The organism is Pseudomonas frederiksbergensis (genome assembly GCF_017114915.1).
Taxonomy (GTDB): Bacteria; Pseudomonadota; Gammaproteobacteria; order Pseudomonadales; family Pseudomonadaceae; genus Aquipseudomonas; species Aquipseudomonas frederiksbergensis_I.
On the sequence record NZ_JAAUOE010000052.1, the window covers coordinates 1 to 13,360 of the forward strand.

Sequence of the window (13,360 nt, forward strand, 5' to 3'; positions counted from 1 at the left end):
CGGCTACATCATCGAACAGGAACTGGGCAACCTGCTGGACTTCGAAGTGCCCTTCGCCACCCTGCTGACCCAGGTCGAAGTCGACCCCAACGACCCGGCGTTCCAGGCCCCCAGCAAGCCGATCGGCCCGGTGTACACCAAGGCCGAAGCGGAAAAACTCGCCGCCGAAAAAGGCTGGGCCATCGCCCCGGACGGCGACAAATTCCGGCGCGTGGTCGCCAGCCCGAAACCCAAACGCATCTTCGAAATCCGCCCGATCAAGTGGCTGCTGGACAAAGGCAGCATCGTGATCTGCGCCGGCGGTGGCGGCATCCCGACCATGTACGACGCCAGCGGCAAATTGCAGGGCGTGGAAGCGGTGATCGACAAAGACCTGTGCTCGGCGCTGCTGGCCGAACAGTTGGAAAGCGATCTGTTGGTGATCGCCACTGACGTCAATGCGGCGTTCATCGATTTCGGCAAGCCCACCCAGAAAGCCATCGCCCAGGCGCACCCCGATGAAATAGAGAAACTCGGCTTCGCGGCCGGCTCCATGGGACCAAAGGTCCAGGCGGCCTGCGAGTTCGCCCGCCATACTGGGAAAGTCGCGGTCATCGGTTCACTCTCGGACATTGAAGCGATCATTCAGGGCAAGGCCGGCACCCGTATCAGCACAGCGACGCCTGGCATCAGTTATCAATAGAAAGAAACGCAGGGGGGCAGGCGTAAGGTCTGCCCTGATTCAATGCCTTTGAAGGAGAGACGCCAATGGCTACGTTCGAACCCGGACACCTGCACATCGAGCGCCATGCGCTGAACAAGGACGATTACAGCTACAACCTGCACATCGAATACAAAATTGCTCAGGATCCCAAGGAAGGCCAAGGCATGCTCTTCACGCTGCGTGGTTCGGTCGAGGGCAAGGAGCTGAATGAAGCGTTTTATCTGCCCAAGGACCAGGCCTTCGACTTTGCCCGACACGCCACGCGCATCGCGCAAAAGTACGGCTTGCCCAAGACCGCCAACATCGGCGCCATGCACAAGTACTACGACGAAATGTTTGAAGACGTGCGGGCCCAACTCGACGTCAAATCCGGCGACCCGGTCAAACCTGAACACCTGGGATAAAACGGTGAACGCTGAACCTGTGGGAGCGGGGCTTGCACGCTCCCACAGGAGATCATCGTTGTCATGAAGTCCTGTACAGGATTTCACCATTGGCCCGCCCCAAGGCATACTTGCCACCCTCCGCACTCCAGAACCCAACCGCCCCATGCGCATCCACGTCAGTTTCATCGACCGCGTCGGTATCACCCAGGAAGTCCTGGCCCTGCTCGGTGGACGTAATCTCAATCTGGATGCGGTGGAAATGGTGCCACCCAACGTCTACATCGACGCCCCGACCTTGAGCCCGGCCGTGCTCGAAGAGCTGCGCGATGCGCTGTTCAGCGTGCGCGGCGTGCAAGCGGTGACGGTGGTCGACATCCTTCCCGGCCAGCGCCGGCACTTGCAGCTCGACGCGTTGCTCGCCGCCATGACCGACCCGGTGCTGGCCCTGGACAGTGCCGGCAAAGTGCTGCTGGCCAACCCGGCGCTGATTGCCCTGTACGGCCGCGAACCGGCGGGTGAAAGCATCAGCGAACTGTTTGCCGACCCGGCGCTGCTCGACGCGCTGCTGGAAAACGGCTTCCGCCTGCCGCTGCGCGAGATCACCGTCAACGGTCAAACCCTGCTGCTCGATGCCACGCCGATCACCGACGCCGGCGCGCTGCTGACCCTGTATCAACCGAACCGCATTGGCGAGCGCCTCTCGGCGTTGCACCACGATCATGCTGAAGGCTTCGATGCTCTGCTCGGTGAATCCCCGGCGATTCGTACGCTCAAGGCCCGTGCTCAGCGGGTCGCCGCCCTCGATGCACCGTTGTTGATCCAGGGCGAAACCGGCACCGGCAAAGAACTGGTGGCCCGCGCCTGCCACGCCATCAGCGCCCGCCACAGTTCGCCGTTCCTGGCCTTGAATTGCGCGGCCCTGCCGGAAAACCTCGCCGAAAGCGAACTGTTCGGCTACGCCCCCGGCGCCTTCACCGGCGCGCAACGGGGCGGTAAGCCGGGGCTGATGGAACTGGCCAACCAGGGCACGGTATTTCTCGACGAGATCGGTGAGATGTCGCCGTACTTGCAGGCGAAATTGCTGCGCTTTCTCAACGACGGCAGCTTCCGGCGGGTCGGTGGCGATCGGGAAGTGAAGGTCAACGTGCGGATCCTCAGCGCGACCCACCGCGATCTGGAAAAAATGGTCAGCGAAGGCGCCTTCCGCGAAGACCTGTTCTATCGCCTCAACGTTTTGAACGTCGAAGTTCCGCCTCTGCGCGATCGCGGCCAGGACATCCTGCTGCTGGCGCGCTACTTCATGCAGCAGGCCTGCGCGCAGATCCAGCGCCCGGTCTGCCGCCTGGCCCCCGGCACCTACCCGGCGCTACTGGGCAACCGCTGGCCGGGCAACGTGCGGCAATTGCAGAACGTGATCTTCCGCGCCGCCGCAATATGCGAAAGCAGCCTGGTGGACATCGGTGACCTCGACATTGCCGGCACCTCCGTGGCACGCCAGAGCGATACCGAGGTCGACAGCCTCGAACAGGCCATGGAAGCGTTCGAGAAAGAGCTGCTGGAAAAGCTCTACGTCAGCTACCCCTCGACCCGTCAACTGGCCAGCCGCCTGCAAACCTCCCACACCGCGATTGCCCATCGGTTGCGCAAGTACGGGATTCCCAATAAGCCCCTGTAGGTGCGTAATGCCTTGATCGTTCCCACGCTCTGCCCGGGAATGCAGCCCGGGACGCTCCGCGTTCCAAGAGCGGACGCAGAGCGTCCATTGAGGCATTCCCACGCGGAGCGTGGGAACGATCATNTCCATTGAGGCATTCCCACGCGGAGCGTGGGAACGATCATTCAAGGGTTTCTAACCTGTTTAAAAGCGACCTCCATCTGTACTGAAAGCGCTACAGTGGAATGATATCGATACACCCTCTTCTGATCAGCGCTGCGCAAGGCTTTGATCCACCTAGGCTTTTTTCTTTGGCTTGAACTGTAGCGATTTCGCTACAGCCGCAGAAATACAACGGTCCACCCATACACCTAAATCATTGTTTTTAAACAAAAAAATAACATTGGCCGCGATTTTGCTTAGTAACCTCCCATAAAGCAGGGCTTTTACCCTGCATTCCATCGCGTCCACCAGACGAGTCTGGCCCCCTTAGGAGTTTCCATGAGCGAGTTGCGTTTTACTGAAGATCACGAATGGCTGCGCACCGAAGCTGACGGCACCGTCACGGTCGGCATCACCGCATTCGCACAGAACGCCTTGGGCGACGTGGTTTTCGTACAACTGCCTGAGCTGCAGTCCTACGACAAAGGCGCAGAAGCCGCCACCGTGGAATCGGTAAAAGCTGCCAGCGGCGTGTACATGCCTCTGGACGGAGAAGTGGTCGAGACCAACCCGGCCCTCGATAGCAGCCCTGAACTGGTCAACGAAGATCCGCTGGGCGAAGGCTGGTTCTTCCGCTTCAAGCCAACCGACGCCTCGGCTGTCGGCCAACTGCTGGATCAAGACGCTTACGACCGTCTGATTGCCCAAGCCTGAGGAGTGCCGACATGACTCAAGTCAATCTGACGACCGCCAACGAATTCATCGCCCGCCACATCGGCCCGCGTGCAGGCGACGAGCAAGCCATGCTCAACAGCCTGGGCTTTGATTCCCTGGAAGCCCTGAGCGCCAGCGTCATTCCCGACAGCATCAAAGGCACCAGCGTCCTCGGCCTCGAAGACGGCCTGAGTGAAGCCGATGCCCTGGCGTTGATCAAATCCATCGCCGGCAAAAACCAACTGTTCAAGACCTACATCGGCCAGGGCTACTACAACTGCCATACCCCGTCGCCGATCCTGCGCAACCTGCTGGAAAACCCGGCCTGGTACACCGCTTACACCCCGTACCAGCCAGAAATTTCCCAGGGTCGCCTCGAAGCGCTGCTGAACTTCCAGACCCTGATCAGTGACCTGACCGGCCTGCCGATCGCCAACGCCTCCTTGCTCGACGAAGCCACCGCCGCTGCCGAAGCCATGACCTTCTGCAAACGCCTGAGCAAGAACAAAGGCAGCCACGCTTTCTTCGCCTCCGTGCATTGCCACCCGCAAACCCTCGACGTGCTGCGCACCCGTGCCGAGCCGTTGGGCATCGACGTGGTGGTCGGCGACGAGCGCGAACTGAGCGACGTGACGCCGTTCTTCGGTGCTTTGCTGCAATACCCGGCGAGCAACGGTGACGTGTTCGACTACCGCGAACTGACCGAACGCTTCCACGCGGCTAATGCGCTGGTCGCGGTCGCCGCCGACCTGCTGGCCCTGACCGTGCTGACCCCGCCGGGCGAATTCGGCGCCGACGTGGCCATCGGCAGCGCGCAGCGCTTTGGCGTGCCGCTGGGCTTCGGTGGTCCGCACGCGGCCTACTTCTCCACCCGCGATGCGTTCAAGCGCGACATGCCGGGCCGTCTGGTCGGCGTTTCCGTAGACCGTTTCGGCAAGCCGGCCCTGCGTCTGGCCATGCAGACCCGCGAGCAACACATCCGCCGCGAGAAAGCCACCAGCAACATCTGCACCGCCCAGGTTCTGTTGGCCAACATCGCCAGCATGTACGCCGTGTACCACGGCCCGAAAGGCCTGACGCAGATCGCCAATCGCATTCATCACCTGACCGCGATCCTCGCCAAAGGCTTGAGCGCATTGGGCCTGAGCGTCGAGCAAGCCAGCTTCTTCGACACCTTGACGATTAAAACCGGCGCACAAACGGCTGCCCTGCACGACAAGGCCCGCGCACAGCGCATCAACCTGCGTGTTGTAGATGGCGAGCGTCTGGGTCTGTCCCTCGACGAAACCACCAACCAGGCCGACGTCGAAACCCTGTGGAGCCTGCTGGCCGACGGCAAAGCGCTGCCGGACTTCGCTGCATTGGCCGCAAACGTTGCAAGCACCATCCCGGCCGCATTGGTTCGCCAGTCGCCGATCCTCAGCCACCCGGTGTTCAACCGTTATCACTCCGAAACCGAGTTGATGCGCTACCTGCGCAAACTGGCGGACAAGGACCTGGCCCTGGATCGCACCATGATCCCGCTGGGTTCCTGCACCATGAAACTCAACGCCGCCAGCGAAATGATCCCGGTGACCTGGGCTGAGTTCGGTGCCCTGCACCCGTTCGCCCCGGCCGAGCAAAGCGCCGGCTATCAGCAGCTGACCGATGAACTGGAAGCGATGCTCTGCGCCGCCACCGGTTACGACTCGATCTCCCTGCAACCGAACGCCGGTTCCCAGGGTGAATACGCTGGCCTGCTGGCGATCCGTGCTTATCACCAGAGCCGTGGCGAAGACCGTCGCGACATCTGCCTGATCCCGTCGTCCGCCCACGGCACCAACCCGGCCACCGCCAACATGGCCGGCATGCGCGTGGTCGTGACCGCCTGCGATGCCCGCGGCAACGTCGACATCGAAGACCTGCGCGCCAAGGCCATCGAGCACCGCGAACACCTCGCTGCACTGATGATCACCTACCCGTCGACCCACGGCGTGTTCGAAGAAGGCATCCGCGAAATCTGCGGCATCATTCATGACAACGGCGGCCAGGTGTATATCGATGGTGCGAACATGAACGCCATGGTCGGCCTTTGCGCACCGGGCAAGTTCGGCGGCGACGTGTCGCACCTGAACCTGCACAAAACCTTCTGCATCCCACACGGCGGTGGCGGCCCGGGCGTCGGTCCGATTGGCGTCAAGTCGCACCTGACACCGTTCCTGCCGGGCCACGCCCAGATGGAACGCAAGGAAGGCGCGGTCTGCGCGGCACCGTTCGGCAGCGCGAGCATTCTGCCGATCACCTGGATGTACATTCGCATGATGGGTGGCGCGGGTCTCAAGCGCGCTTCGCAACTGGCGATCCTGAATGCCAACTACATTTCCCGTCGCCTCGAAGAGCACTATCCAGTGCTCTACACTGGCAGCAACGGCCTGGTGGCGCACGAATGCATCCTCGACCTGCGTCCGCTGAAAGACAGCAGCGGCATCAGCGTCGATGACGTCGCCAAGCGCCTGATCGACTTCGGCTTCCACGCCCCGACCATGTCGTTCCCGGTGGCTGGCACGTTGATGATCGAGCCGACCGAAAGCGAATCCAAGGAAGAACTGGACCGCTTCTGCGACGCCATGATCCGCATCCGCGAAGAAATCCGCGCGGTGGAAAACGGCACGCTGGACAAGGACGACAACCCGCTGAAAAACGCCCCGCACACCGCTGCGGAAATCGTCGGCGAGTGGACTCATCCGTACAGCCGCGAGCAAGCCGTTTACCCGGTAGCGTCGCTGATCGAAGCCAAGTACTGGCCGCCGGTCGGTCGCGTCGACAACGTGTTTGGCGATCGCAACCTGGTCTGCGCCTGCCCGTCGATCGAAAGCTACGCTTGATCTAAGGGGGGCGAGTTGCTCGCCCCCTTCAAGAACACCGCACTCTCTGTAGGAGCGAGGCTTGCCCGCGAAGGCGATTTCATATTCAGCATTGATGGTGGCTGATACAACGCCTTCGCGGGCAAGCCTCGCTCCTACGGTTTCATCTAGCGCCTATAACAAGAAAACCGGAGAACAACCATGTCGTTAAGCGTGTTCGACCTGTTCAAAATTGGTATCGGCCCCTCCAGCTCTCACACCGTCGGCCCGATGCGTGCCGCTGCGCGCTTCGCCGAAGGTCTGCGCCGTGAAGGGCTGCTATCGGCAACCACCTGCGTCAAAGTCGAGCTCTACGGCTCGCTCGGCGCCACCGGCAAAGGCCACGGCAGCGACAAGGCGGTGTTGCTGGGCCTGGAAGGCGAACACCCGGACACCGTGGACACCGAAACCGTCGCCACCCGTCTGCAAGAGATTCGCAGCAGCGGTCGCTTGAACCTGCTCGGTGAACACAGCATTGCGTTCAACGAGAAAGAACACCTGGCGATGATTCGCAAACCGTTGGCCTATCACCCCAACGGCATGATCTTTCGCGCGTTCGACGCGGCGGGCCTGCAAATCCGCAGCCGCGAGTACTACTCGGTCGGCGGTGGCTTCGTCGTCGATGAAGACGCTGCCGGCGCCGACCGCATTGTCGAAGACGTTACGCCGTTGACCTTCCCGTTCAAAAGCGCCAAGGACCTGCTCGGTCACTGCAGCACCTACGGCTTATCGATCAGTCAGGTGATGCTGACCAACGAAAGCGCTTGGCGCCCGGAAGCGGAAACCCGCGCCGGGCTGCTGAAGATCTGGCAAGTGATGCAGGACTGCGTCGCCGCCGGTTGCCGCAACGAAGGCATTCTGCCCGGTGGGTTGAAGGTCAAGCGTCGGGCCGCGGCGCTGCATCGGCAACTGTGCCAGCACCCGGAAGCCGCGCTGCGCGATGCGCTGTCGGTACTGGACTGGGTCAACCTCTACGCCTTGGCAGTCAACGAAGAAAACGCCAACGGCGGACGCGTGGTCACCGCGCCCACTAACGGTGCGGCCGGCATCATTCCGGCGGTGCTGCATTACTACATGCGCTTCATCCCCGGCGCCAACGAAGACGGCGTGGTGCGCTTTCTGCTCACCGCGGCGGCGATCGGCATTCTGTACAAGGAAAACGCCTCGATCTCCGGCGCCGAAGTCGGCTGTCAGGGCGAGGTCGGCGTCGCTTGCTCCATGGCGGCCGGCGCCTTGTGCGAAGTGCTCGGCGGCACGGTGCAGCAGGTGGAAAACGCCGCCGAAATCGGCATGGAACACAACCTCGGCCTGACCTGCGACCCGATTGGCGGGCTGGTGCAAGTGCCTTGCATCGAGCGCAACGCCATGGGTTCGGTCAAGGCCATCAATGCGGTGCGCATGGCGCTGCGCGGCGACGGTCAGCACTACGTCTCCCTCGACAAGGTCATCCGCACCATGCGCCAGACCGGTGCCGACATGAAAAGCAAATACAAGGAAACCGCCCGTGGCGGTTTGGCGGTCAACATTATCGAGTGCTGATGCGCGCATCGGCACTATTTTCAGGAGCTGGATATGTCCACCGAACAATTGTTGAAAACCCCGTTGCACGCACTGCACCTCGAACTCGGCGCCCGCATGGTGCCGTTCGCCGGCTATGACATGCCGGTGCAATACCCGCTGGGCGTGATGAAAGAACACCAGCACACCCGTGATCAGGCCGGACTGTTCGACGTTTCGCACATGGGCCAGATCCGCCTGACCGGCGCCAATGCGGCCAAAGCCCTGGAAACCCTCGTGCCGGTGGATATCATCGATCTGCCGGTGGGCATGCAGCGCTACGCGATGTTCACCAACGAGACCGGCGGTATCCTCGACGACCTGATGGTCGCCAACCTCGGCAACGATGAGCTGTTCCTGGTGGTCAACGCTGCCTGCAAGGATCAAGACCTGGCGCACCTGCGCAAGCACATCGGCGACCAGTGCAGCATCGAATCGCTGTTCGAAGAGCGCGCACTGCTGGCGTTGCAAGGCCCGGCCGCCGTCACTGTGCTCGCACGCCTGGCGCCTACAGTTGCGCAGATGACCTTCATGCAGTTCGCCTGCGTGAAGCTGTTGGGCGTGGACTGCTTTGTCAGCCGTTCGGGCTACACCGGTGAAGACGGTTTCGAAATCTCCGTACCGGCGGCCAACGCCGAAGTGCTGGCTCGCGCCCTGCTGGCCGAACCGGAAGTCGCGCCCATCGGCCTCGGCGCCCGCGATTCCCTGCGCCTGGAAGCCGGCCTGTGCCTCTACGGCCACGACATGAACACCGAAACCACCCCGATCGAAGCGAGCCTGCTGTGGGCCATCTCCAAGCCTCGACGTGCCGATGGCGCGCGGGCCGGAGGCTTCCCGGGCGCTGAAACCGTATTCGCCCAGCAGCAAGCCGGTGTCAGCCGCAAACGCGTTGGCCTGCTGCCGCAGGAGCGTACTCCTGTGCGTGAAGGTGCGGAAATCGTCAACGAAGCCGGCGACATCATCGGCAGCGTGTGCAGCGGCGGCTTCGGCCCGACCCTCGGCGGTCCTTTGGCGATGGGTTACCTCGACAGCGCTTATACCGTTTTGGAAACGCCAGTTTGGGCCATTGTGCGTGGGAAAAAGGTGCCTTTGCTTGTAAGCAAAATGCCATTTGTTCCACAACGCTACTATCGTGGCTGATTGACTGTTTCTATAAGTAACGTGGTTGCGTTAACAATGCACTAATCTGTAACGCAACCGCCATAAAATAGTGCATAGGCTTCGTTTATGAACGTTACTTATAACAATCGAAAACCAATGAACAACGCGATCGAATAAGCCTGTACTAATGCGCCTTCTAACTGCCATCAACCTTAGGAAATCCGGGGCTCGCAGGGCTTGTTTTTTCTCCCGTAGTTGGCGTAGAGTTTGTTCACTGTGTTTGCATGGGTCGCTTGGAAATCGTGACCTGGGCAGTAGCCTACAAGTTAGCTACATCCCGTTCGACGTCTTCTTACTCTCCTGCAACCAGCCCCAGTACTCTTTCACGAGAAGGAGACTGTCATTCATTTTTGCGTCAAAGGAAATAAGAAATGTCCCAACGTCAGAGCGGTACCGTCAAGTGGTTTAACGACGAGAAAGGTTTTGGTTTTATCACTCCAGAAAGCGGTCCGGATCTGTTCGTGCATTTCCGCGCTATTCAGGGCAACGGCTTCAAGAGCCTGAAAGAAGGCCAGAAAGTGACGTTCGTTGCTGTGCAAGGCCAGAAAGGCATGCAGGCTGACGAAGTACAAGCAGAAGCCTGATCTTCTGTAACGAAAAAGCCCCTGATGCTGACATCAGGGGCTTTTTTGTGCGCGTAAATCCGTAAAATGGCTTCTTTTTCCGTTCAGAGGCAGCCATGTCGAAACACCTGCTCAACCCACAGGGCGATTTTCCCGCCGTCGGCCTGGGTCGTCGCCTGGCAGCGATGTTCTACGACTTCCTGCTGTGCACCGCCCTGCTGATCGTCACCAGCGGCATTTACAAGATGATCCAGATGGCGATCATCGGCGAAGACCGAATGCGCGCCCTGACCGAAGCCGGTGCGCTGGACGGTGACCCACTGCTGTCGACAGTGCTGCTGTTTGTGCTGTTCGGCTTCTTCGCCAAGTTCTGGACCTGGTCGGGCCAGACCCTGGGCATGCAGGTGTGGTGCATCCGCGTGCAAAACGCCGATGGCTCATCCATCAGCCTGTGGCAGGCGCTGCTGCGCTTTGTGGTGTCGATAGCGTCCTGGCTATGCCTCGGGCTGGGGTTCTTCTGGTCACTGTTCGACAAACAGAAGCGTAGCTGGCATGACATCTACTCCAACACCCAGCTGGTGCGGATTCCGAAGAAGACCAAATAATCCGTCAGATGCAAAAACGCCCCCGACCAAATCGGGGGCGTTTTTTTTGGCTCACCGCCAACGAATCAAGCGTTACCGGCCAGCTTCATCCGCGCCGCCTGCGTGAAATCCAGCATGCGCTTCAACGGCCGCACCGCCTGCGGAATCAACGCCGGGTCAACGAAGATCTCGTTGGTGCCCTCACGCAAGCTCTTCAACGTGCGCTCAAGGGTGTTCATCGCCATCCAGGGGCAATGCGCGCAACTGCGGCAAGCCGCGCCGTTACCGGCCGTAGGCGCCTCGATGAAGACCTTGTCCGGGCACAGCTGCTGCATCTTGTAGAAGATGCCGCGGTCGGTGGCGACGATCAGGGTCTTGTTCGGCAGACTTTGCGCAGCAGCGATCAACTGACTGGTGGAACCCACCGCGTCGGCCAACTCGATCACCGCGGTCGGCGACTCCGGATGCACCAGGATGGCAGCGTCCGGATACAGCGCTTTCATGTCTTCGAGCTGCTTGGCCTTGAACTCCTCGTGAACGATGCAAGCACCGTCCCACAGCAGCATGTCGGCACCGGTCTTGCGCTGGATGTAAGTACCCAAGTGCTTGTCCGGCGCCCAGATGATGGTTTCGCCGTTATCCATCAGGCTTTCGACGATTTCCAGTGCGCAGCTGGAAGTCACCACCCAATCCGCCCGGGCTTTGACCGCCGCTGAGGTGTTGGCATACACCACCACCGTGCGTTCCGGGTGCTGATCGCAGAACGCCGAGAACTCATCCACCGGGCAACCCAGGTCCAGCGAGCAGGTCGCTTCCAGGGTCGGCATCAGCACGCGCTTTTCAGGGTTGAGGATTTTGGCGGTTTCGCCCATGAACTTCACACCGGCGACCACCACAGTCTTGGCCGGGTGGGCATTGCCGAAGCGGGCCATCTCCAGAGAGTCGGAGACACAGCCGCCGGTTTCTTCGGCCAGGGCCTGAATCACCGGGTCGCAATAGAAGTGGGCAACCAGCACCGCGTCCTGAGCCTTGAGCTCGGCAGCGATGGCAGTGCGGTAATAAGCCTCTTCCTCTTTTGTCAGCGGCTTGGGCTGCTTGGCGTCGAGGTGGGCTTGAACCAGAAGGCGTTCGGAAATCTGCGTCATGTTCGCAAGACCTGCAGGCGCTTTCGCGCGAAAGTCGAGTATACACCCGGCTCCGGACCCATCGGGGTACCGCCGGGAGAGTGAGTATTGATCAGGCACGGACAGCGTTGAAGCTGCGCAAGGCTACAGAATATCCCGAGGATGCAAAAGATGATTCTGACCTGCGTCACGCAGTGCGATCCAGAACTTGGCCAACCTCAAATCGCGGGCAAAAAAAAACCCGGAAATCCTCACTTACGTGGGCCTTCCAGATTTTTTAAAATGGTGGGTCGTGTGGGATTCGAACCTACGACCAATTGGTTAAAAGCCAACTGCTCTACCAACTGAGCTAACGACCCGCTGTGTGGTGGCGCGTATAATACTGATTTTTAACGGTTATTCAACACCTAATTTAAAATAAATCAAAAATAAGGTGTCGGGTCGGTCACACCGGCCGCCGCGAAGCCTTCTGCACGCAGACGGCAGCTGTCGCATTTACCGCAGGCACGGCCGTTATCGTCCGCCTGATAGCAAGAAACGGTCAGCCCGTAATCGACACCCAGTTTCACCCCTGCTTGAACGATCTGCGCCTTGCTCAGGTTCTGCAGCGGCGCCTGGATACGGAAACCCTGCCCTTCCACCCCGGCCTTGGTCGCCAGGTTGGCCATGCGCTCGAAGGCTTCGACAAACTCGGGACGGCAATCCGGGTAACCGGAATAATCCACTGCATTGACACCGATAAAGATGTCACGCGCGCCCAGCACTTCGGCCCAGCCCAGCGCCAGGGACAGAAACACCGTGTTGCGCGCCGGCACGTAAGTCACCGGAATGCCTTCGCTCGGCGACTCCGGTACGTCGATGGAACTGTCGGTCAGGGCCGAGCCGCCGATGCCATTCAAGTTCAAGCCAATCACCTTGTGCTCGACCACACCCAGGTCGCGGGCAACACGCTCGGCGGCCTGCAGTTCGGCGCGGTGGCGCTGACCGTAATCGAAGCTCATGGTGTAGCAGCTATACCCCTCGGCACGGGCCATGGCCACGACCGTCGCCGAGTCGAGGCCACCGGACAGCAGGATGACCGCACGTTTTTCAGCAGTGTTCAGTTGTTCAGTCATGTCAGCGCCCTGGCTCGTCATTCCAAAGATATTTATGCAGCTGCAATTGCAGACGCACAGGCAGATTGTCCGCCACCACCCAGTCCGCCAGATCACGCGCATTCAGGTCATGGTGGCTCGGCGAGAACAGGACTTCGCCGGCACGCTCGCTCAAACCGTACTGAATCAGCTTGGACACCGCCCAGTCATAGTCTTCCCGCGAGCAGATGACAAACTTCACCTGATCGTTAGGTGTGAGCAGTTCGATGTTCTCGTAGCGGTTGCGGTGGGCTTCTTTCGATCCCGGGGTTTTCAGGTCGACGACGCGACTGACCCGTGAATCGACCGCCGAGATGTCCAGCGCGCCGCTGGTTTCCAGCGACACTTCGTAACCGGCGTCACACAACTGCTTGAGCAAGGGAATGGCGTTGGGTTGCGCCAGGGGTTCGCCACCCGTGACACAGACGTAACGCGGGCGAAAACCGGCCACTTGCTCGAGGATGTCCTCAAGGGTGCGAATGGTGCCGCCAGTGAACGCGTAGGCGCTGTCGCAGTATTGGCAACGCAATGGGCAACCGGTCAGGCGCACAAAAACAGTGGGCAGCCCGGCAGTCCGCGTTTCACCCTGCAACGAGTAGAAAACTTCGGTGATTCTCAATGTGTCTTGCATAGTCGCCACGGGCGTAACAGCTAAACAGGCTGTCCGCCTCCGTCAGGCACTTCAAGGAACCCCGCCAACGCGCAGATCCCAAAAAGCGTGTTTCATAAAAAGGGGA

The 13,360-nt window shown here is 60.5% G+C and carries 12 protein-coding genes and 1 tRNA gene; 9 read left to right on the top strand and 4 right to left on the bottom strand.

The genetic code is table 11. The features are described 5' to 3' along the window. The 9 genes from HCU66_RS24440 to HCU66_RS24480 form a co-directional block, all read left to right on the top strand. Positions 1-682 (top strand): carbamate kinase (locus tag HCU66_RS24440; RefSeq protein ID WP_205890975.1); only part of this gene is annotated, 682 nt, incomplete at its 5' end. Between the two features lie 65 nt (positions 683-747). Further along, positions 748-1,107, top strand: coding sequence for a DUF5064 family protein (locus HCU66_RS24445; protein WP_205890976.1), 360 nt, complete (start codon positions 748-750; stop codon positions 1,105-1,107). 145 nt (positions 1,108-1,252) lie between these two features. Continuing rightward, a complete protein-coding gene (locus HCU66_RS24450) occupies positions 1,253-2,764 on the top strand; it encodes a sigma-54-dependent transcriptional regulator (RefSeq protein ID WP_205890977.1) in 1,512 nt (503 codons plus the stop codon). 480 nt (positions 2,765-3,244) lie between these two features. Next, positions 3,245-3,619, top strand: coding sequence for a glycine cleavage system protein GcvH (gene gcvH, locus HCU66_RS24455; RefSeq protein WP_018926486.1), 375 nt, complete (start codon positions 3,245-3,247; stop codon positions 3,617-3,619). Between the two features lie 11 nt (positions 3,620-3,630). Next, positions 3,631-6,483, top strand: a complete 2,853-nt coding sequence (gcvP, locus tag HCU66_RS24460) for an aminomethyl-transferring glycine dehydrogenase (protein WP_205890978.1) — start codon at positions 3,631-3,633, stop codon at positions 6,481-6,483. Positions 6,484-6,663: 180 nt separating this feature from the next. Further along, entirely contained in the window at positions 6,664-8,040 is a 1,377-nt protein-coding gene (locus HCU66_RS24465; RefSeq protein WP_205890979.1) for an L-serine ammonia-lyase, read from the top strand. A gap of 33 nt (positions 8,041-8,073) precedes the next feature. Further along, positions 8,074-9,198 (top strand): glycine cleavage system aminomethyltransferase GcvT, encoded by a 1,125-nt coding sequence (gene gcvT, locus HCU66_RS24470; RefSeq protein ID WP_205890980.1) that lies wholly within the window; start codon positions 8,074-8,076, stop codon positions 9,196-9,198. A gap of 392 nt (positions 9,199-9,590) precedes the next feature. After that, complete coding sequence (locus HCU66_RS24475) at positions 9,591-9,803, top strand: cold-shock protein (RefSeq protein WP_003175786.1); 213 nt, start codon at positions 9,591-9,593, stop codon at positions 9,801-9,803. 95 nt (positions 9,804-9,898) lie between these two features. Then, entirely contained in the window at positions 9,899-10,387 is a 489-nt protein-coding gene (locus HCU66_RS24480) for an RDD family protein (RefSeq protein ID WP_205890981.1), read from the top strand. Between the two features lie 65 nt (positions 10,388-10,452). Here HCU66_RS24480 and nadA read toward each other — a convergent pair whose 3' ends face one another. The 4 genes from nadA to queE all read right to left on the bottom strand — a co-directional run bounded on the left by nadA (position 10,453) and on the right by queE (position 13,254). Then, positions 10,453-11,511, bottom strand: a complete 1,059-nt coding sequence (nadA, locus tag HCU66_RS24485) for a quinolinate synthase NadA (RefSeq protein ID WP_205890982.1) — start codon at positions 11,509-11,511, stop codon at positions 10,453-10,455. A 262-nt stretch (positions 11,512-11,773) separates the two neighbouring features. Further along, positions 11,774-11,849: transfer RNA gene (locus tag HCU66_RS24490), tRNA-Lys, on the bottom strand. Between the two features lie 63 nt (positions 11,850-11,912). Further along, entirely contained in the window at positions 11,913-12,605 is a 693-nt protein-coding gene (gene queC, locus HCU66_RS24495; RefSeq protein ID WP_205890983.1) for a 7-cyano-7-deazaguanine synthase QueC, read from the bottom strand. Position 12,606: 1 nt separating this feature from the next. Continuing rightward, positions 12,607-13,254, bottom strand: a complete 648-nt coding sequence (gene queE, locus HCU66_RS24500) for a 7-carboxy-7-deazaguanine synthase QueE (RefSeq protein ID WP_205890984.1) — start codon at positions 13,252-13,254, stop codon at positions 12,607-12,609. Positions 13,255-13,360 lie beyond the last annotated feature (106 nt).